The sequence below is a fragment of the Streptomyces lydicus genome (assembly GCF_004125265.1).
Lineage (GTDB): Bacteria > Actinomycetota > Actinomycetes > Streptomycetales > Streptomycetaceae > Streptomyces > Streptomyces lydicus_C.
Genome location: NZ_RDTE01000003.1, coordinates 3,111,853 through 3,130,130, shown reverse-complemented (window position 1 = coordinate 3,130,130; position 18,278 = coordinate 3,111,853). Strand labels below are relative to the sequence as shown.

Annotated in this window: 21 protein-coding genes; 11 read left to right on the top strand and 10 right to left on the bottom strand. The window is 70.2% G+C overall.

Going from position 1 to position 18,278, the window contains the following annotated elements:
* Positions 1–157: 157 nt before the first annotated feature.
* From D9V36_RS16155 to D9V36_RS16120, 7 genes are all read left to right on the top strand, one after another.
* Complete coding sequence (locus D9V36_RS16155) at positions 158–352, top strand: hypothetical protein (protein WP_129294391.1); 195 nt, start codon at positions 158–160, stop codon at positions 350–352.
* Positions 349–552: a hypothetical protein gene (locus D9V36_RS16150; protein ID WP_129294390.1), complete on the top strand. Its 204-nt coding sequence runs from the start codon at positions 349–351 to the stop codon at positions 550–552. Before D9V36_RS16155 ends, D9V36_RS16150 begins: the two co-directional genes overlap by 4 nt.
* An 81-nt stretch (positions 553–633) precedes the next feature.
* Complete coding sequence (locus D9V36_RS16145) at positions 634–1,107, top strand: nuclear transport factor 2 family protein (RefSeq protein ID WP_129294389.1); 474 nt, start codon at positions 634–636, stop codon at positions 1,105–1,107.
* Positions 1,108–1,349: 242 nt separating this feature from the next.
* A complete protein-coding gene (locus D9V36_RS16140; RefSeq protein ID WP_129298450.1) occupies positions 1,350–1,847 on the top strand; it encodes a hypothetical protein in 498 nt (165 codons plus the stop codon).
* Positions 1,848–2,870: 1,023 nt separating this feature from the next.
* Entirely contained in the window at positions 2,871–3,584 is a 714-nt protein-coding gene (locus D9V36_RS16130; protein WP_129294387.1) for a hypothetical protein, read from the top strand.
* On the top strand, positions 3,584–4,264 hold the full coding sequence (locus D9V36_RS16125) for a DUF4166 domain-containing protein (RefSeq protein ID WP_129294386.1): 681 nt from the start codon (positions 3,584–3,586) through the stop codon (positions 4,262–4,264). Before D9V36_RS16130 ends, D9V36_RS16125 begins: the two co-directional genes overlap by 1 nt.
* Positions 4,261–4,905 (top strand): TetR/AcrR family transcriptional regulator, encoded by a 645-nt coding sequence (locus D9V36_RS16120; RefSeq protein WP_129294385.1) that lies wholly within the window; start codon positions 4,261–4,263, stop codon positions 4,903–4,905. The genes D9V36_RS16125 and D9V36_RS16120 overlap by 4 nt, the downstream gene beginning before the upstream one ends.
* 62 nt (positions 4,906–4,967) lie before the next feature.
* Here D9V36_RS16120 and D9V36_RS16115 read toward each other — a convergent pair whose 3' ends face one another.
* From D9V36_RS16115 to D9V36_RS16090, 5 genes are all read right to left on the bottom strand, one after another.
* Positions 4,968–5,153 carry a hypothetical protein gene (locus D9V36_RS16115; protein ID WP_129294384.1) on the bottom strand — a complete coding sequence of 62 codons (186 nt, stop codon included), beginning with the start codon at positions 5,151–5,153 and terminating at the stop codon, positions 4,968–4,970.
* A 422-nt stretch (positions 5,154–5,575) separates the two neighbouring features.
* Positions 5,576–6,415, bottom strand: a complete 840-nt coding sequence (locus tag D9V36_RS16105; protein WP_129294383.1) for a helix-turn-helix domain-containing protein — start codon at positions 6,413–6,415, stop codon at positions 5,576–5,578.
* Positions 6,412–6,930, bottom strand: a complete 519-nt coding sequence (locus D9V36_RS16100; protein ID WP_129294382.1) for a DUF6879 family protein — start codon at positions 6,928–6,930, stop codon at positions 6,412–6,414. Before D9V36_RS16100 ends, D9V36_RS16105 begins: the two co-directional genes overlap by 4 nt.
* Positions 6,914–7,123: a hypothetical protein gene (locus tag D9V36_RS16095; protein WP_129298448.1), complete on the bottom strand. Its 210-nt coding sequence runs from the start codon at positions 7,121–7,123 to the stop codon at positions 6,914–6,916. The genes D9V36_RS16100 and D9V36_RS16095 overlap by 17 nt, the downstream gene beginning before the upstream one ends.
* 199 nt (positions 7,124–7,322) lie before the next feature.
* Entirely contained in the window at positions 7,323–8,996 is a 1,674-nt protein-coding gene (locus D9V36_RS16090) for a fumarate hydratase (RefSeq protein WP_129294381.1), read from the bottom strand.
* Between the two features lie 293 nt (positions 8,997–9,289).
* On the opposite strand from D9V36_RS16090, the gene D9V36_RS16085 reads away from it, so the two are divergent.
* Together D9V36_RS16085 and D9V36_RS16080 are read left to right on the top strand one after the other, a co-directional pair.
* Entirely contained in the window at positions 9,290–10,063 is a 774-nt protein-coding gene (locus D9V36_RS16085) for a DUF1707 SHOCT-like domain-containing protein (RefSeq protein ID WP_129298447.1), read from the top strand.
* Positions 10,064–10,415: 352 nt separating this feature from the next.
* Positions 10,416–10,775, top strand: coding sequence for a WhiB family transcriptional regulator (locus D9V36_RS16080; RefSeq protein WP_129294380.1), 360 nt, complete (start codon positions 10,416–10,418; stop codon positions 10,773–10,775).
* A gap of 149 nt (positions 10,776–10,924) precedes the next feature.
* Here D9V36_RS16080 and glpX read toward each other — a convergent pair whose 3' ends face one another.
* Positions 10,925–11,956, bottom strand: coding sequence for a class II fructose-bisphosphatase (gene glpX / locus D9V36_RS16075; protein ID WP_088799726.1), 1,032 nt, complete (start codon positions 11,954–11,956; stop codon positions 10,925–10,927).
* A 236-nt stretch (positions 11,957–12,192) separates the two neighbouring features.
* On the opposite strand from glpX, the gene D9V36_RS16070 reads away from it, so the two are divergent.
* Entirely contained in the window at positions 12,193–12,729 is a 537-nt protein-coding gene (locus tag D9V36_RS16070) for a DUF4245 domain-containing protein (protein WP_129298446.1), read from the top strand.
* A gap of 93 nt (positions 12,730–12,822) precedes the next feature.
* Here D9V36_RS16070 and D9V36_RS16065 read toward each other — a convergent pair whose 3' ends face one another.
* The 4 genes from D9V36_RS16065 to D9V36_RS16050 form a co-directional block, all read right to left on the bottom strand.
* Positions 12,823–13,416 carry a malonic semialdehyde reductase gene (locus tag D9V36_RS16065; protein ID WP_129294379.1) on the bottom strand — a complete coding sequence of 198 codons (594 nt, stop codon included), beginning with the start codon at positions 13,414–13,416 and terminating at the stop codon, positions 12,823–12,825.
* Positions 13,417–13,667: 251 nt separating this feature from the next.
* Positions 13,668–13,982 (bottom strand): exodeoxyribonuclease VII small subunit, encoded by a 315-nt coding sequence (locus D9V36_RS16060; RefSeq protein WP_129294378.1) that lies wholly within the window; start codon positions 13,980–13,982, stop codon positions 13,668–13,670.
* A gap of 29 nt (positions 13,983–14,011) precedes the next feature.
* Positions 14,012–15,247, bottom strand: coding sequence for an exodeoxyribonuclease VII large subunit (xseA, locus tag D9V36_RS16055; RefSeq protein WP_206739677.1), 1,236 nt, complete (start codon positions 15,245–15,247; stop codon positions 14,012–14,014).
* Positions 15,248–15,464: 217 nt separating this feature from the next.
* Complete coding sequence (locus D9V36_RS16050; RefSeq protein WP_129294376.1) at positions 15,465–17,105, bottom strand: APC family permease; 1,641 nt, start codon at positions 17,103–17,105, stop codon at positions 15,465–15,467.
* An 82-nt stretch (positions 17,106–17,187) separates the two neighbouring features.
* Here D9V36_RS16050 and D9V36_RS16045 point away from each other — a divergent pair, with 82 nt between their 5' ends.
* A complete protein-coding gene (locus D9V36_RS16045; protein ID WP_431357674.1) occupies positions 17,188–18,219 on the top strand; it encodes a 4-hydroxy-3-methylbut-2-enyl diphosphate reductase in 1,032 nt (343 codons plus the stop codon).
* The last annotated feature ends 59 nt before the right edge of the window (positions 18,220–18,278 follow it).

The following is an 18,278-nucleotide window of genomic DNA, read 5'->3' as shown; positions in this document are numbered from 1 at the left end:
CCCGGCGGTCGCGCGAACGACCCCGGGGCATGGTCAACGCCGCGAAATGCACAGGAGCGTCAACATGGTTCAGCCTATTGCCCGTTGCCTCGCGTGGGTGCGGGCTTTACTCATCCCGCGAGTGATCCCGCGAGCGCCGGGGCGGCACCGGGCGGCTGTGCCCTCCCCGTGCTGCGGCCCGGCGGCCGCCCGTACGGTCTTCGTGCGGCCGTGGAACCCGCCGCCGCTGCCGGGCCGGGTGCGCCGCCGCAGGCCCGTCGAACCACGGCTGGACGGTGACGCGTCACCCCTCGTCCGCCCCTACTACGCCGCGTACGAGCGGCAGCCGCAGCCCGCCGAGGTGGTTTGGTGAGCGCCGGTCGTACGTCACCGGGTACGCCGGAGCCGCCCCGGCAGTCCTTGATGACACTGCGGGTCTACACCGCGACCCGCGACGGCATCGTGAAGGAGGAGCGGGCGCCGGTCCATGTCGTGGCCGGTGACCGGTTCGACCTCTACGGGCTCAGCCAGGCCTGGCCGCCCTGCGCCTGCCCGCGCCATCGCGAGCGGTAGCGCCCGTCATCGTGGGCGGTAGCGCCACCGCCGCCCGCAAAGCCGTGGTGGCGGTGCGTCCGGCGCTGGTACCAAGTGGGGATGACAGCCGAAGCTCTTGACCCCATGGAATGCCTGCTCGCCGAGCGGGCCTGCGAGCGTCTGATCGTCGAGTTCGTCCGCCGGCTCGATCTCGGGGACCCGGGATCGGTGGCAGATCTGTTCACCCCCGACGGGGTCTGGGAGTGGCCGCACGGCGACCGCCGGGTGCAGGGGCGGGACGCGCTCCGCGACTACTTCGGCTCCCGGCCGGCGGACCGGCTGTCGCGCCGTATGTGCACCAACATCCTGGTCTCCGTCACCTCTTCGACGACGGCCACCGCCACCGCCTACTTCGCCACCTACCGGGTCGACGGCTACCAGGAGGGCATGGCGCCGCCCCGGCCGCCGACCCAAGTGGGGCACTACGAGGACACCTTCCGCAAGGTCGACGGCGTCTGGCTCCTTGCCGCCCGGACCACGTTCCTGCCCTTCGGCGGTCCGACGGAACGGCTCGAGGGCCCCGGTGGGGCGTGAGGGCGCGGCCGGCATGATCGGCCCAAATCGCCGCCGAACGGTTTATGTCTGTCCACGGCCGGGACGCCAGGTATGCGGGATAGTGCAAATTACGCGAAGTTCATCCGATTCCGTGGAGCCGGCCTCGTTAAGGAATCTCTCTTTCCAGCAAACTCATTGCGTGCATATGAACGCGCTGGTAGCGTCCTTCCCCTAAAGATCAACACACTTCAGAGTGTTATTGGGGGATTGACTTCGTGAGTATGCGAAGCAAGGGGATCTCGACCGCGATCGCCTTCGCCATGACCGGCGCAATGTGTGGCATCAGCGCGCAGACCGCAAGCGCAGCTTCAGGGGAAGGTGAAGGAGGCGCAGCCGTCGCGCGGCCGGCAGCGGGAGCGCAGGTTCACGCTGCTGGAGCCGATGAAATCTGCGCGGTTCTGGGAATCGGCAGTGGCGCGGCAGGCCTTTCCAAGGCGCTGGCCAAGGGGGCGTCGTGGGTAGGCATCGGAGCCAGCGTCGGCTGCTATGCGTACACGAAGGCGAAGGAAGCCACGCCCGCGCAAAAGCGAGCCGCCATGATCAAGTCGTACAAGAACTACCAGGCGAAGAGTGATCTCGGGAAGCTTGAGGCGCTTGGTTATTCTTGCCGGAAGGAGGGTGGCGGCGGCGGTGGCGGCACCGACTTCGCCTCCTTCGCGGGGTACCGGGATATCAAAATGAAGGGCGTCACCTACAAGTGCGGCAACATCCGGGACTGACCGGGCGCCGCGGTCCGGGCCATGGGGAGCGCTGCTTGCTCTCCATGGCCTTGGCCGTAGTGAGCTTGCTGTGGTTCACGCAGGTCATGGCCCCATGGGCGACCGTGATGTGCGGGGTCGGCGCAGTCGGGGGAGCGCTGGGGGCGCTCTGCTTCGGGTGGCGCTTCCTTCGCTCGCGCGGGAACTCGCGATAACGCCGATCCGCCTCCGCTTGACGTTCCGCGAACTTCTACTGCTCCGCGCACTCCGCTTTGGCGCCATCGGGAATGTCGAAGTGCCTAACCACCGATACGTCGAATCGCCGTAAGGATCTGCTCTTTGCCTGTGCGGCGGGGGGGGGCGCCTTCCCTGATTTCCCCCTCTTGCTCTTGTTCAGCGCGGCTTGCTCAGCTCGCTCGGCTGCTCACCTTGCTTGCCAGATATGGCAGCACCGGGGCTGGCAGATTTAGCAGCTCCTGGCTTTTCCCTCTTCCCTCTCCCCTCTTTCTTCGCCGTGCCTCGCCCGCCACCCCGAGAGTCGCGTTATCCAGCTTCGTAGTAATCGGCCGCCTGATTCTTTCGGCGAGAGACGCCGATAGGGGGGCATCCGCCAGACGGTCACCTTCCCGGCCGGCAGTGGTGATCCAGGTCGTCGGTCGGAAAGCCTCCAGCTGGAAAACGTCGCACAGTTCACCGGGAGTTCCGAGCCGCCACGAAGGCCGCTCCTCCGGATAATGCCCAGCGCAAGCTCTTTCGGGAGCTCTCCCGCAGGAAGCTCCCCCGCGGTTTTGCGCGGCGGGAGTCCATAGGCCGTGATCGGCCCAGGCCTCGCCCGCCTCTTCCCCTCGCCCGCCTTTCCCTCTCGCCCTGCCGACGGCCTTTTTCGGGCGCCCGCGAGACGCGACGGCCCCGTACGGCCCTCGTACGGCCCCGGTACCTCCACCCGCACCGCCTTGAGCGACTGCTCAAAACGATCTACCCTGCGTTTTGAGCAGTCGCTCAAGCTCGTGGGACTCGTAGAACTCGTGGGATGGGGGAAGCCGCATGAGGCTGTACGTGGAGGCGCGGATCCGCGCCGGGATCGACGACGTATGGGACCGCAGCCAGGTGCCTGACCGGCATCAGCGCTGGGACCTGAGGTTCAGTGAGATCGACTACCTGCCGTGCGCGCCGGGGGAGCCGCAGCGCTTCCGCTACGCCACCCGCGTCCTGCCGCTGCTCACGGTCGACGGCACCGGCGTCTCGGCCGGTGAGCGGAACCGGCCCGACGGCACCCGGACTTCAGCCCTCCGATTCTTCTCCGCACACCCGCTGTCACTCATCGAGGAGGGCCGCGGGTACTGGCGGTACGTCCCGGACGGCGATGCGCTGCGGTTCCTCACCGGATACGACTACCGGCCGCGCTGGGGGCGCTTCGGCCGGGTCGTCGACCGGCTCCTCTTCCGGCCGCTCATGGGCTGGGCGACCGCCTGGTCCTTCGACCGGCTGCGACTGTGGTGCGAACGCGGGATCACCCCCGAGCGGTCACTGCGCCACGCCCTCGCGGAACTGTGCGTCCGTATCGCCGCCGTCGTCGCCACCGCTGCGGCCGTGGCCCCCGCAACCGCACTCGCCGTGGCCGGCGCCGCGCTGCTGCTGCCGCCCCTGTCCGGCACCCCCGCCGCCCGCCGCTGTCTGCGCCGCCCTCCCGAGCAGGCAGCCGGGCGCAGCGAGAGCGCTGCCGCCCCGACCGCCCTCCTCGCCACCCTGGAGCAGTGATGACCTCAATATTCCAGCGCGCCCTGGGCGCCGACTTCGACCGCCTTCACCCGCGCATCCGGCGGCGCTTCTCCGTCGGGCTCGACAGCGGTGAGGCGTGCATCGGGCGGGGCACGATGGACCGGATCTGGCACGGCCGCAGCTTCGTCCGGCCGTTCCTGGCCCTCGGCGGCAGCCGCAACATCCTCGTCCCGCAAGCCGGCCGGGACATCCCGTTCGTCATCGAGAACGTCCCGTACACGGACTCCTTCGGCCGTGAAACCGTCACCTTCGTACGGACCTTCGCCTTCCCGCGCCGCCCCCGCCGCTTCGACGCCACCATGGTCTTCAGCTCCGAGCGCGGCTGCGTCGTCGACTACCTCGGCACCCACCAGCACCTCGCCACCGATCTGCACTTCACCGTGGACGACAGCGGGGCGCTGATCATCCGCTCCGGCGAGCACCGCTTCCGGGAGGGGCCGGTCGACGTCCGGGTGCCGGACCTGATCGGGGGCGACGCCGTGGTGCGGGAGTCGTACGACGAGGCCGCCGGGCGCTTCCGGATCCAGGTGCGGGTCGGCAACCGGCGGTTCGGCCCGCTCTTCGGCTACGAGGGGTCCTTCTCCGCCGAGTTCGTGAACGCCGCCGAGCGGGGTGTCCGCGCCGGGCTGCGGCCGCTGCGCGAGGAGGCCCGGGCGTGAGCGCCGACGATACCCGTACGAAACTGCTCGCCGGTGCGCTGCGGACGCTCACCGAACAGGGCCTCGCCAAGACCTCGGCCCGCACCATCGCCACCGCCGCCGGAGTCAACCAGGCCCTGGTCTTCTACCACTTCGGCAGCGTCGACGAACTCCTCGCCGCCGCCTGCCGGTACGGCGCGGAGCAGCGCGTCGCGCACTACCGCGAACGCTTCGCCCAGGTCGGCAGCCTCGCCGAATTCCTGGAGCTGGGCCGGGAACTGCATGCCGAGGAGCGTGCCGCCGGCCATGTCGCCGTTCTCGCCCAGCTCCTGGCCGGTGCCCAGACCCAGCCCCGCCTCGCCCCCGCGACCGCCGCCGGACTCACTTCGTGGATCGAGGAGATCGAAACGGTGCTGGCCCGGGTGCTGGCCGGGACGCCGATCGCCGCGTTCGTGGACGTCGCCGGCCTCTCCCGCGCGCTCGCCGCGGGCTTCGTCGGCCTGGAACTGTACGAGGGCGTGGATCCGGACGGGGCGCTGGCGGCCCTGGACGCACTGGAGCAACTGTCCGGACTGGTCGGCGTATTGGAGGATCTGGGACCGGTCGCGCAGCGCGCCGTACGCGCCCGGATCCGGCGCAGCACGGCACGCCGCGGCCCCTGACGTGAAGTCAGGGGCCGCGGCGGGGGCAGGCCGCGTTGCGGCGGCCCAAAGGCCCGGGGCATCTACTTGCCGTCGCCCTCCTGCGGCGCAGGATCACGCGGAGCCTCCGGCGGCATCGGCCCTGCGTCGTGCTTCCCCCCGTCGCTCTCGGCGGTCACCAGGTCGCGGGGGTGCCGGAACGGGACTCCGCGCCACCCCTCCGCGTCGGCTGCACGCGTCTCGTACCGATCGACGCTCGTCACGCCCATCTGCCAACCTCCTCCTCATGAGGGGCCGTGCCGCCGCACTGCCGATGGCCTGGCCCTTTGCCCGCAAGGGATTTCCTCTGCGGTGGGGGAGAGGGCTCGGTGGCCCTCATACGCTCTTCCGGTCGCCCGCCCTGCAATGTGGATGCGCGGCCAGTTCCACATTGCAGTCCGACACTGCCGAGTAGTCGCCCCTGGCCCGCGCTTCCGCGCGCTGCTTTGCCAGTGCGCCACAGATGTCGCACCCCTGTGCCGGTGCGGGCGCGGGGGAATGAGGGGAAGGTGACCAGACAGGTGGCGTCATTGTCGTCTTTGCCTCGCGCATCGTGCTCCCTTTCGAGATTCCTGAGCGGGAGACAAACGTAATGGCCGTGCTGACGGGGAGGCGCCATCATTCCTGTCCTGGACTAAAGATCAGCCCTGGATCACAGATCATGAAGGATGGAGTGAACGCACGCGGCGAGGAATTCTCGGGATTCTTCCCCGAAGAGGGCGTGCTGCTGATACAGCTCGAAGATCTCTCGGTGCTGGGTCACGTCTCTGGGATCCTGAAAGACCAGGCGGCCGGTGAACGTCTCGACAGTCGCCAGTCGACTGTCGTACGTGGTGAAGGTGTTCAAGGGGCCGCGTGCCAGCGCCGTCCCATTGGGGAGGACGCCCAGGTGAATGTTCGGAAGCCTGGACAGTGATGCCAGGCGGTCGATCTGGACGGCCATGGCCGCGGGCGGGACGATGGCCCACTTGATGGCCTGCTCGGTCAGAAGGAACGTGAACGTCTTCGACCTGTCGTAGAGGACAGTCTGCCGCTCGATTTTCTTGGCCACAGTCTTCGATGTGTCGACCGGTGAATGTGTGAGACTGGCTCTCACATATTCGGGTGTGGCCAGCAATCCCGTGATGATGGCCGGCAGGAAATACCGGAGGTCCGTCGCTGCCGCTTCGAGTGACGCCAGCTCCGTCTGGCGCTTGTCGAGGCCGCGACGCCACGAGGACCGTTTGTCCTGCCACTCGGTGTTTGCGATGCGGGCCAGCGCGGTTATTTCCGCAGTCAGCTCCCGCGGCGCTTCGAGGGCGCTGAGGATGCACTGCACGTCGACGATGCTGGGCGTGATCCTGCCGGTCTCGATCTTTGAGATCTTGCTCTGACTCATAGCGCAACGCCTGGCGAGCCGGTCCCCGGTGAGACCGACTCGCTTCCGCAGTTCTCTGAGTGCCTTCGCCAGGTCGCTCTTGGACTGCCCCAGCTGTTCAGGGGCCAGCGTCACCCGTGAAGTCTCGTGTACTCGGAGAAGGGAATCGCCGCCTCGAAGGCAAGGCGCTTCCATCGCCGGTAGGGCTCGATGTCGCCTTCCATGACTTCCCGACCGATCTGTGTTCCGTCCGGCCGGTAGTTCAGGTGGACGACTCGTGATTCGTCGAGCATCCACCAATCCTGACCGGTGGGCAGTCCGATGTCCCGCTCGGTCATGTCGAGAATGCGGATGTCTTCACCGGCGGCCACGTTTCCTGGGATTCCCCAGGCCAGTTGGTACCGCTGGTATTCGGTCAGCGGCCGGCTGATGATGCGTACGCGACCGATCCACTTTCCCGCATCGACGTAGGCGCGCACGCGTTCGTGCCATCGACTGTTGTGGTCTTCGGGCTTGCTCTCGCCGCGCAGGAACCTCGCCAGGCTCGGGGTCTCTTTGGGCATGGTGTATTTCGGCTGAGTTTCGAAACGAAAGGCTTCGTGCGTGAAGCTGTCGAAGAAATTGCGCCACTCTTCACCATCCAAGAACACGGACAGCCTCCCTCAGTACGTGCTCGGGGATCTCCACGAGACCTTCCCCTTTCGGCGCCTCAAAGCCGTAGTAGGCGTCGCCCTGGACGATGAACGAACCCCGCCCGGTGGCGTAGACGTTGGGGCAGTCGTCGTCATCGCAGTCCGGCCCGTGGACATTCCCCGTCAACCGCGTAAGGCTCTCCTTGCCCACCATGCCCCCTTCGGTACCGGGTGCTTCCCGGCTCAGGGACGACGCTAGGGGCGCCTCGGCGAGGCGTCCACGCCGGCACGGTGCTATTCCCGTCCTGGAATAAGGATCATGCCCGGTGCAGCGGGGCCGGTGTGCTTCCACGGCAGCGACAGGGCCCCTGACGCCAAGTCAGGGGCCCTGTCGCGGGTCAGCGGGTGCGTCAGCTTCCCGACCGCACCGGAATGCTCGTGAACGTGGGCGCCGGTGCCGGGTCCTGGAAGAAGTCGTTGCCCTTGTCGTCGACGACGATGAAGGCCGGGAAGTTCTCGACCTCGATCTTCCAGACCGCCTCCATGCCCAGCTCTTCGTACTCCAGGACCTCGACCTTCTTGATGCAGTCCTGGGCCAGGCGCGCGGCCGGGCCGCCGATGGAGCCGAGGTAGAAGCCGCCGTGCGCGGCGCAGGCGTCGGTGACCTGCTGGGAGCGGTTGCCCTTGGCCAGCATGACCTTGGAGCCGCCGGCCGCCTGGAACTGCTCGACGTAGGCGTCCATCCGGCCGGCCGTGGTCGGGCCGAAGGAGCCGGAGGCGTAGCCCTCGGGGGTCTTGGCCGGGCCCGCGTAGTAGACCGGGTGGTCCTTGAGGTACTGCGGCATCTCGTCGCCGGCGTCCAGCCGCTCCTTGATCTTCGCGTGGGCGATGTCGCGGGCGACGACCAGGGTGCCGGTGAGGGCGAGGCGGGTCTTGACCGGGTGCTTGGTCAGCTCGGCCAGGACGTCGTCCATGGGGCGGTTGAGGTCGATGGCGACCGCGTCGAGGTCGGGTCCTGCGCCCTCGGTCAGCTCCTCGTCCGTCGTCTCCGGGAGGAAGCGGGCCGGGTCGGTCTCCAGCTGCTCCAGGAAGACGCCCTCCGCGGTGATCTTCGCGACGGCCTGGCGGTCCGCGGAGCAGGAGACGGCGATGGCCACCGGGCAGGAAGCGCCGTGGCGGGGCAGGCGGACGACGCGGACGTCGTGGCAGAAGTACTTGCCGCCGAACTGCGCGCCGATGCCGATCTTCTGCGTCAGCTCGAAGACCTTCTCCTCCAGCTCCTTGTCACGGAAGCCGTGGCCGGTGGGCGAGCCCTCGGCGGGCAGCTCGTCGAGGTAGTGCGCGGAGGCGTACTTGGCGGTCTTCATCGCGTACTCGGCGGAGGTGCCGCCGACGACGATGGCGAGGTGGTACGGCGGGCAGGCGGCCGTGCCCAGCGAACGGATCTTCTGCTCCAGGAACTTCATCATGGAGGCCTCGTTGAGGACCGCCTTGGTCTCCTGGAAGAGGAAGGACTTGTTGGCGCTGCCGCCGCCCTTGGCCATGAAGAGGAACTTGTAGGCGCCGCCGTCGGTCGCGTACAGCTCGATCTGGGCCGGCAGGTTGGAGCCGGTGTTCTTCTCGTCCCACATCGTCAGCGGGGCCATCTGCGAGTAGCGCAGGTTCAGCTGGGTGTAGGCGTCGTAGATGCCGCGGGAGAGCGCTTCCTCGTCGCCGCCCTCGGTCAGCACCTGCTGGCCGCGCTTGCCCATCACGATCGCGGTGCCGGTGTCCTGGCACATGGGCAGCACGCCCGCGGCGGCGATGTTGGCGTTCTTCAGCAGGTCGAGCGCGACGAAGCGGTCGTTGCCGCTGGCCTCGGGGTCGTCCAGGATCTTGCGGAGCTGGGCGAGGTGGTCCGGGCGCAGATAGTGCGCAATGTCGTGCATCGCCTCGGCGGCCAGCTTGCGCAGCGCCTCCGGCTCGACCTTGAGGAACGTCCGCCCGTCGGCCTCGAAGGTGCTCACGCCCTCCGCGGTGACGAGGCGGTACGGGGTGGTGTCCTCACCTACGGGGAGAAGGTCGGTGTAGGCGAATTCCGGCATCGAAGGTCATTCCTTACTCGGAGAGGTCCGGCTGGCATCTACGGCAGCGCCTCCACAGCGTAGAACCCCGGGGCGCGGACGCCGCTGTGAGGTCGGGCTCAGTCGGCGGGAGAGCCGTCCGGGAGCTGTCCGAGAACCGGCCGAGAGCCGTCCCCGCCGATCCCTAGTCGCGATCTATCGCGTTTCGGTACGCTGAGCCTGTGGATGCAGACAACGGGGGACGACCGGGCCCCGAGAACCCGCCCGGACCGCTTCGGAAGCAGGACCAACCGCAGGAGCAGCAGCCGGTGAACATGACCAAGCCGGTGTCCGCGCCGCCCGCGGTGGCCGAGGGGGACATCAGGGCGTCCGACGCGGACCGCGACCGGGTCGCCGCGATCCTCCGCGAGGCGCTGGCCGAGGGCCGGCTGGACCCGCAGGAGCACGCCGAGCGGATCGACACGGTCTACCGCGCCAAGACCATGGGTGAACTGGAGCCCGTCGTACGGGATCTGCCCGCGGCGGACGCCGGCCGCGCCCAGCCGGGCCCGGACGCGTACGTCTACGGCCCCCGCGCCCCGGTTCCGGACCAGAACCTCGTCGCGATCTTCAGCGCCTCCATGCGCAAGGGCCGGTGGCAGGCCCCCGCGCGGATCAATGCCTTCGCACTCTTCGGCAGCGTCGAGATCGATCTGACCGAGGCGGTCTTCCCGCAGCAGCAGGTCCAGATCAATGTCACGGCCGTCTTCGGCAGCGTGGAGATCCGGGTCCCGGAGAACGTCACCCTGCGCAGCAGCGGCTCCGGAATCCTCGGCAACTTCGAGATCGAGACCCATGACTCCGAGGACGGCAACGCCCCACAGATCCTGGTCAACGGCTATGCCGTGCTGGGCAGCGTGGAGGCCAGGCCCAAGCGCGGCTCCTGGATCCGGGATCTGCGCGACCGGGTGTGGGAGGACCACCGGGCGCTCCGCCACGAGCTGCGCGAGGAGCGGCGTGAACGGCACCACCAACTGCGCCACGACCGCCACGAGTGGCAGGAACGGCTGCGCGACGCACGGCGTGAGCGCCGGGACCGGTTCCGGTAGGGGCACGGAACCGGGAGAGGGACAGAAGAGGGACAGAAGAGGGGCAGGGGAGGGCACGGGCGGGACCCGGGTATCCGAGGGGTGAGAGCGCGGACCCGCGGGGGCGCGTACGGCGATCGGCCACCGCCCGGGCGCGGGTGACCCGTTGGGCGCGGCTCGGGCGCGGGCAGGGAGGCGGCACCACTCGCGATTGTCTCGTTGTCGCACGATCGCCACGGTGTGCATAAGCGTGCGTACAGCGGGTAGGGCTGGTGCATCGTCTCTCGTACGGCTGCGGGGTGCGGAAATCGGCCGTGCGCAGCGAGGCGGGCAAGGGTGATTCTCGCGCCGAAGCCGTCGTCAGGAGTAGACCGTGCTGCTACCGCATCAGCCCCTGCAGGATGCCGCTGTCGTTCCGTCCCAGCAAGTGCCTGATCGCGACGAGGCCGGCCCCTGGCATTCGGAGGCGGTGTGCCGCCGGGACGAAGCCGGGCTGTTCTTCGCCCCGTCCAAGGAACCGACCGCCGCGCGGCTGGCCAGGGAAGAAGCCGCGAAACGGGTCTGTGCCCGCTGCCCGGTGATGGTCGAATGCCGGGAGCATGCGCTGCTCCAGCCCGAGCCGTACGGCGTGTGGGGCGGGCTGACCGCGGCCGAGCGCCGGGTCGTGCTGACCCGCCGGCGGCGCCGGGAGGCCGAGCTCCAGCGAGCCGCCCGTATGCCGGCCGCCGGATAGCGGCCGCGCGAGGCTTCGGCCCACAGGACGCACCCCAGGCAGGACGCACCCCAGGGCGTCTGGGCCACTTCGCCCCCGCCGGAGACTTTCCGGCGGGGGCGAAGTGTGGGGACGGGCGGGCCGGTTGCACGGGCCGGCCGCACCACCCGTTAGCTGGGGCGCTCGAAGTCCACCGAGCTGTAGGCACGCAGCTTGGACAGCCGGTGCTGGGAGTCGATCTGGCGGATGGTGCCGGACTTGGAGCGCATCACCAGGGACTGGGTGTAGGCGTTCTCGGCGCGGTAGCGCACGCCGCGCAGCAGTTCGCCGTCGGTGATGCCGGTGGCGACGAAGAAGACGTTGTCGCCGCGGACCAGGTCGCCGATCTCCAGCACCTTGTCCAGGTCGTGGCCGGCGTCCAGCGCGCGCTGGCGCTCCTCGTCGTCCTTGGGCCACAGCTTGCCCTGGAAGGCGCCGCCCAGGCACTTCAGCGCACAGGCCGCGATGATGCCCTCGGGCGTACCGCCGATGCCCAGCAGCAGGTCCACGCCGGTGCCCTCACGGGCCGCCATGATCGCGCCGGCGACATCGCCGTCGGCGATGAACTTGATCCGGGCCCCGGCCTCCCGGACCTCTTTGACCAGGCCGTCGTGGCGGGGCCGGTCCAGGATGACCACGGTGACGTCCTCGACCGCGGACTTCTTCGCCTTCGCGATCCGCTTGATGTTCACGGCCACCGGCGCCGTGATGTCGACGAAGTCCGCCGCCTCCGGGCCCGTGGCGAGCTTGTCCATGTAGAAGACCGCGGACGGGTCGAACATCGAGCCCCGCTCGGCCACCGCCATCACGGACACCGCGTTCGCCATGCCCTTGGCGGTCAGCGTCGTCCCGTCCACCGGGTCCACGGCCACGTCGCACTCCGCGCCGGTGCCGTCACCCACGCGCTCGCCGTTGTAGAGCATCGGGGCGTTGTCCTTCTCGCCCTCCCCGATGACCACGACGCCGTTCATCGAGACGGTGTGGATCAGGGCGCGCATGGCCTTGACCGCCGCGCCGTCCGCGCCGTTCTTGTCACCCCGCCCCACCCAGCGGCCCGACGCCATGGCGCCGGCCTCGGTGACCCGGACGAGTTCCAGGGCGAGGTTGCGGTCCGGCGCCTCGGGGCTGACCTCGAGTTGGGACGGGAGATGATGCTCGCTCATCGAGCGCACCTTTCTGAACGGCGTCGGCCGTGAAGGAATGAGGGTGACTGTGCGGGGGTGCGGGGGTTTCCCCCGGAGGTTCACAGTATCTCCAGGCCGCCAAAATGAGCAGAGGGCCCTACGCATGAGCAGCGGTGGGGGAGCCGGTCACGTGGGTGTTTGCACAGGTGACGGGCTTTGCCGGGGGGCCTGTCGGAGCCGCGGCGGGGATGGGGGACCATAGGGGCGTGGCAGGTATGCGAGGCAGGCAAACGGTGCGGGACATGGTCCTGTCACTGGCGGTGATCGGCATCCTCGTCGGGGCGATCTATCTCTTCATCCCGCACGACGAGAGCGCGGACGCGGCGCGGAACGCGGTCAAGAAGGTCGACTACCGCGTCGAACTGATCACGGCCCGGCGGGCGGCGCCCTACCCGGTCGCCGCGCCCGAGGGGCTGCCCAAGACCTGGCGTGCCACCTCCGTCTCGTACAAGGCGAGCGAGGACGGCAAGGGCGGTGCCTGGCACCTGGGCATGCTCGACCCGGAGCAGGAGTACGCGTCCGTCGAGCAGAGCGACGCCCAGCCGCGGAAGTTCATACAGGAGGTCACGCTCGGCGCGACCAAGGCCGAGGGCAAGCAGGCCGTCGGCAGCAAGAAGTGGGACCGCTACAAGGGCGACAAGTACAACGCGCTGGTCCGCGAGGAGCCCGGGGTGACCACGGTCGTCACCGGCACCGCGCCGTACGGGCGGCTCGCCGATCTGGCCGCCGCGCTGGTGGCGAAGAAGGGCTGAGCGGCGCGGATGCCGAGCAGGAGAACGAGGAGGCCGCCGCACCCGGGAGGGGTGCGGCGGCCTCATGCGTGGGCTGGGAGCCCCGGCGCCCGCTCAGACGGTGGCGACGGCCTCGTCGAAGGTCAGCCGCGGGGAGCGCGGGAAGAACGCCTCGGCGCCCGGCTTGCCGATGTTGATGATGAGGAACGACTTCTGCTTGCCGTCGCCGAAGAACTCCTTGTCGACGCCGGTGAAGTCGAAGCCGGTCATCGGGCCGGCGGCCAGGCCGGCGGCGCGGACGCCGACGATGAAGTAACCGGCCTGGAGGGTGGCGTTCTGGGTGCCGGCCACCTCGCGGCGCGCGGCCTCGGAGAAGAAGGTGTCCTTGATGCCCGGGGCGTGCGGGAAGAGCTGCGGCAGCTTCTCGTGGAAGTCCAGGTCCACGGAGAGGATCGCGGTCAGCGGCGCGCTGAGGGTCTTCGGGCCGTTGGCGCCCATGGCGTGGTTGACCAGGCGCTCACGGGCCTCCTGGGAACGGACCAGGGTTATCCGCAGCGGCGACTGGTTGAAAGCGGTCGGGCCGAACTTCACCAGGTCGTAGATGGCCTGGACCTGCTCGTCCGTCACCGGCTCGTCCGTGAACGTGTTGGCGGTCTGGGCCTCCCGGAACAGGAGGTCCTGAGCGGCGGCGTCAAGGGCGAGAGACATAAAGGCACCTCGGTGAGTGAGCTGTGGTCAGGTTCTGTGGCACTGCAGACATTAGTGATCATGCATGCACTACAGGGGTCTTACGGAAAACTACTGTAGCGCAGATAGATTAAGTTTCAACTAAAACGGTGGTGCTGTGAGGCGGTTCACAGGGATTTGCCGTGCCGTAGCGGTCTTTGTGACGGGAGGGGGAGTCGCCGGACGGGCCGGGGCCGCCCCCTGGCGCGCTCCCCGCTACGTGCACACCACCGCTACGCGCGCTCCGCCTCCGGCCCGTCCGGGGACTCCGCCAGCGCCGCGTCCAGCCGCGCCCGCGCGCCGTCCAGCCAGCGCCGGCAGACCTTCGCCAGCGCCTCGCCGCGCTCCCACAGCGCGAGCGACTCCTCCAGGGTCGTGCCGCCCGCCTCCAGGCTGCGGACGACCTCGATCAGCTCGTCCCGCGCCTGCTCGTAGCCCAGCGTGGAGTCCACCGACTTCACCGGGTCCGCCGACTCCACGGGGGTCGCCGCGCCGACCGCCGCACCCTGCTCCGCGTCCGCCGCGCCATCCGTCTTCGCCTTCGCCATGTCTCCCACCCTAAGAGTCTGTCTTCGCACTATTCGGGGGGTGTGACCGCGCCCGGGACGCCGTCCACCCGCACCCTGAACTCGCCCTCGGCCACCCGGGCCCGCAACGCCTCGTCCGCGCCGACCTCGCCTGCTGAGCGCACCGCCGTGCCGTCCGGCTTCTGGAGCACCGCATAGCCGCGCTCCAGCGTCGCCTTGGGGGAGAGCGCGACCACCCGGGCCAGGGTGTGCGTCAGCTCCGAGTCGGCGCGGTCCAGCAGATGCCCCAGGGTCCGCCGGCCGCGCTCCAGCAGCGCCGTGACCTGCTCCTCGCGGTCCTCGACCATCCGCTGCGGCCGCTGTATGCAGGGCCGCTGCAGCGCCGCCGCGAGCCCCCGCTCCTCCCGCTGCAGAAAGCCGTCGACGGCGCGCAGCGCCCGCTCCCGCAGCTGCTGGACCCGGGCCAGCTCCTCGCCGACGTCCGGGACCACCTTCTTCGCCGCGTCCGTCGGCGTCGAGGCACGCAGATCGGCGACCAGGTCCAGCAGCGGGGTGTCCGGCTCGTGCCCGATCGCGGAGACGACAGGGGTTACGGCCGCGCTCACGGCCCGGACGAGCTGTTCGTCGGAGAACGGCAGCAGGTCCTCCACGCTGCCGCCGCCCCGCGCCACGATGATCACGTCCACCTCGGGCAGCGCGTCCAGCTCCTGGACCGCCGCGACCACCTGCGGGACCGCATGCACCCCCTGGACCGGCACATTGCGCACCGCGAAACGGACGGCCGGCCAGCGGTGCCGGGCGTTCTCCAGGACGTCCCGCTCGGCGGCGCTCGCCCGGCCGCAGACCAGCCCGATCAGCTGCGGCAGGAACGGCAGCGGCTTCTTGCGGGCCGCGGCGAACAGCCCCTCCGCCGCCAGCGACTTCTTCAACTGCTCCAGCCGGGCGAGGAGTTCACCGACCCCGACCGGCTTGATCTCGGCGGCCCGCAGCGACAGCTGGCCACGCGGGGCGTACCACTCGGGCTTGGCATGCACCACCACCCGGGCGCCCTCGCTGACCACGTCGGCGACCTTGTCGAAGACCTGGCGGTAGCACGTCACGCTCACCGAGATGTCGTACGACGGGTCGCGCAGCGTCAGAAAGACCACCCCTGCGCCGGGCCGCCGCGAGAGCTGGGTGATCTGCCCCTCGACCCACACCGCGCCGAGCCGGTCGATCCAACCGCCGATGAGCCGGGACACCTCGCCGACCGGGATCGGCGTTTCCGGGGACGTAGAAACAGCCATACGAGCGAGACTAGCGGCGGGCACTGACAGTGGCGGCGCGCTCGCGTGGTGCGTGCCCCGGCGGGCGGGTCCCTCCGGTTACGGGACCGCGCGCACCGGAGGGGCCCGTCCGCACCCGTCGGCCCGTAGCCTGCCTGGCCGTACGGGGCCCGCGCCCGGCCCTTACCCACGCCCGATCCCGGCCCGCACGCCGCCTCCGCTCCAACCTCTTACCCCCTCACCCGCGCACCCCGCCCCCGCGCACCCACTCCCGGTACCGCACCGCCAGCACCACCAGCCCCACCACCAGCCAGGCTCCGCCCACGGCCCGCGCGGCGGCCGAGGCCTCGGCGATCACCGCGACCACCACCGCCAGCCCCAGCAACGGCACCACCAGATGCCGCAGCACGCTCGGTGTCCCGTCCGCCCGGCGGATCCAGAACCAGCCGGTCACCGACGCGTGCAGCAGCCCGAACGCGGTCAGCGCCCCCATGTTCACGACCGACGACAGCTGGTCGAGCCCGTCGTCCCTGCGGGCCGCCCACACCGCCGCCACCAGCGACACCAGCGCCGCGCCCAGCAGCGCCCTGCGCGGCACCCCGCTGCCCGCGTCCACCTTCGACATCGCCCCGGGCAGCCGCCGGTCCCTGGCCATCGCGAACAGCAGCCGGCCGGCCGCCGCCTGCCCCGCCAGCGCCGCGAACGCCGCGCCGATGGCCTTGCTCACCGCCACCAGATCGTGCAGCCAACCGCCCACCGACGCGTCGACCGTGGCGTAGAAGGCGCCGCCCTGCTCGCCCGGCCGGGCCGCCAGCTCCGCCGCGCTCATCGGCATCAGCAGCGCCGCCAGGTACGTCTGCACCGCGAACAGCACACCGGCCACCGCCAGACAGGCCAGCACCGCCCGCGCCACCCGGTCCGGGCCGCCGGCCACCCGGTCCGGGCGCTCGGCCACCATGGCCCCGTCCGGCCCGTCGGCCACCTGGTCCGGCCCCTCGGCCACCCCGTCAGGCCCGGCGGCCACCCCGCCCGCCACCCCGGCCCCGTCCGGCCCGCCCGCCACCCCGGCCCCAGCAGTCCTGGAAGCCACCCGGCCCCCACCCGTCCCCCCAGGCGCCGCCCGCCCCCCGGCCTCCTCCGCGAACGACGCGATCGCGTCGAACCCCAGATACGACAGCACCGCCACCGACACCGCGGCCAGCACCGCCCGCACCGAGAACCCGCCCTCGCCGGTCAGCGGCTCGGCCCAGCCCCGCGCAGCCCCGTGCGCGATCAGCTCGGCGACCGCCGACACCACGAACACCGCGAGCACCACGATCTCCATCGCCAGCACCGCGAACCCCACCCGGGCCGCCGTCCGCACGCCCCACAGATTCAGCAGTGTGGTCACGGCCACCGCCAGCGCCGTCCACACCCACGGGTGCACGGACGGCACCAGCGCATACAGCGCGTTCCCGGAGAACAGATACGCCACCGCCGGAATCAGCAGATAGTCCAGCATCGCCATCCACCCGGCGACGAACCCCGCACCCTCGCCCAGCCCCACCCGGGCGTACGTATAGACCGAACCGGCCTGCGGGGCGACCCGTACCATCTGGGCGTACGAGTACGCGGTGAACGCCATCGCGACCGTCGCGACCAGGTAGACGGTGGTGACCGCACCGTGCGAGGCGGCCTGCAGCGTGCCGAAGATCCCGACCGGCGCCATCGGGGCGATGAACAGCAGCCCGTAGACGACCAGATCCCGGAAGGTCAGCGTCCGCCGCAGCGCACCGAGGGCGCCGGAGCCCCCGCCCCCGCCGGCCGCGGTGCCCGCTCCGCCGCCGGGCTCCCCGCCGCCAGCCCCCGGGCCGCCCGTGCCGCCGCTCGTGCCCGGCATCCTGCCTCCTCGCTCCGTGCCGCCCAGTCTCGGACAACAGCGCGATGATCCGGAGCGGGGCCACGCCTTTACGATGGGACGCATGACTTCCTCGCCCAGCCCGATGCCCGCCACCACCCCGGGCGAAGACGCTTCGCGCCGCAGCGACCGGCGCAAGGTCCTGCTCGCCGCCCCCCGTGGCTACTGTGCGGGCGTGGACCGCGCCGTGATCGCGGTGGAGAAGGCCATCGAGCAGTACGGCGCCCCCGTTTACGTACGCCACGAGATCGTCCACAACAAGTACGTCGTGAAGACCCTGGAGAAGAAGGGCGCCATCTTCGTCGACGAGACGGAAGAGGTGCCCGAGGGCAACATCGTCATCTTCTCCGCGCACGGCGTGGCGCCCGTCGTCCACGAAGAGGCCAAGCGCGGCAAGCTCGCCACCATCGACGCCACCTGCCCCCTGGTCACCAAGGTCCACAAGGAAGCCGTCCGCTATGCCAAGGAGGACTACGACATCCTCCTGATCGGCCACGAGGGCCACGAAGAGGTCATCGGCACCAGCGGTGAGGCCCCCGAGCACATCACGCTGGTCGACGGCCCCGAGGACGTCGCCAATGTCGAGGTCCGCGACCCGGAGAAGGTCGTCTGGCTCTCCCAGACCACGCTCTCGGTCGACGAGACCATGGAGACGGTGGACGCCCTCAAGGGCCGCTACCCCAACCTCCTCTCGCCGCCCAGCGACGACATCTGCTACGCCACCCAGAACCGCCAGATCGCGGTGAAGCAGATGGGCGCCCAGGCCGATCTCGTCATCGTCGTCGGCTCCAAGAACTCCTCGAACTCCGTGCGCCTGGTCGAGGTGGCGCTGGGCGCGGGCGCCCGCGACGCCCATCTGGTCGACTACGCCGAGGAGATCGACGAGGCCTGGCTGGAGGGCGTCGGCACGGTCGGTGTCACCTCCGGCGCCTCCGTCCCCGACGTCCTCGTCCACGGCGTCCTGGACTGGCTCGCCCAGCGCGGCTACGAGGACGTGGAGACCATCACGGCCGCCGAGGAGTCCATCCACTTCTCGCTGCCCAAGGAACTCCGCCGGGACCTGCGCGCCGAGGCCGAGGCGGCGACCGAGGACTGAGCCCGCCGCGTTCGCCGCGCCGCCCCGGCCACCGGTCGGTGCATCCCGGGGGCGGGCCG

Bases quoted from the DNA above. Each gene is read 5' to 3' on its own strand.
- D9V36_RS16090 (WP_129294381.1), bottom strand. From the start codon at position 8,996: ATGCCGGAATTCGCCTACACCGACCTTCTCCCCGTAGGTGAGGACACC.
- D9V36_RS16130 (WP_129294387.1), top strand. From the start codon at position 2,871: ATGAGGCTGTACGTGGAGGCGCGGATCCGCGCCGGGATCGACGACGTA.
- D9V36_RS16070 (WP_129298446.1), top strand. From the start codon at position 12,193: ATGCGAGGCAGGCAAACGGTGCGGGACATGGTCCTGTCACTGGCGGTG.
- D9V36_RS16085 (WP_129298447.1), top strand. From the start codon at position 9,290: ATGACCAAGCCGGTGTCCGCGCCGCCCGCGGTGGCCGAGGGGGACATC.
- D9V36_RS16050 (WP_129294376.1), bottom strand. From the start codon at position 17,105: ATGCCGGGCACGAGCGGCGGCACGGGCGGCCCGGGGGCTGGCGGCGGG.
- glpX (WP_088799726.1), bottom strand. From the start codon at position 11,956: ATGAGCGAGCATCATCTCCCGTCCCAACTCGAGGTCAGCCCCGAGGCG.
- xseA (WP_206739677.1), bottom strand. From the start codon at position 15,247: ATGGCTGTTTCTACGTCCCCGGAAACGCCGATCCCGGTCGGCGAGGTG.
- D9V36_RS16045 (WP_431357674.1), top strand. From the start codon at position 17,188: ATGACTTCCTCGCCCAGCCCGATGCCCGCCACCACCCCGGGCGAAGAC.
- D9V36_RS16065 (WP_129294379.1), bottom strand. From the start codon at position 13,416: ATGTCTCTCGCCCTTGACGCCGCCGCTCAGGACCTCCTGTTCCGGGAG.
- D9V36_RS16125 (WP_129294386.1), top strand. From the start codon at position 3,584: ATGACCTCAATATTCCAGCGCGCCCTGGGCGCCGACTTCGACCGCCTT.
- D9V36_RS16140 (WP_129298450.1), top strand. From the start codon at position 1,350: ATGCGAAGCAAGGGGATCTCGACCGCGATCGCCTTCGCCATGACCGGC.
- D9V36_RS16060 (WP_129294378.1), bottom strand. From the start codon at position 13,982: ATGGCGAAGGCGAAGACGGATGGCGCGGCGGACGCGGAGCAGGGTGCG.
- D9V36_RS16145 (WP_129294389.1), top strand. From the start codon at position 634: ATGACAGCCGAAGCTCTTGACCCCATGGAATGCCTGCTCGCCGAGCGG.
- D9V36_RS16115 (WP_129294384.1), bottom strand. From the start codon at position 5,153: ATGGGCGTGACGAGCGTCGATCGGTACGAGACGCGTGCAGCCGACGCG.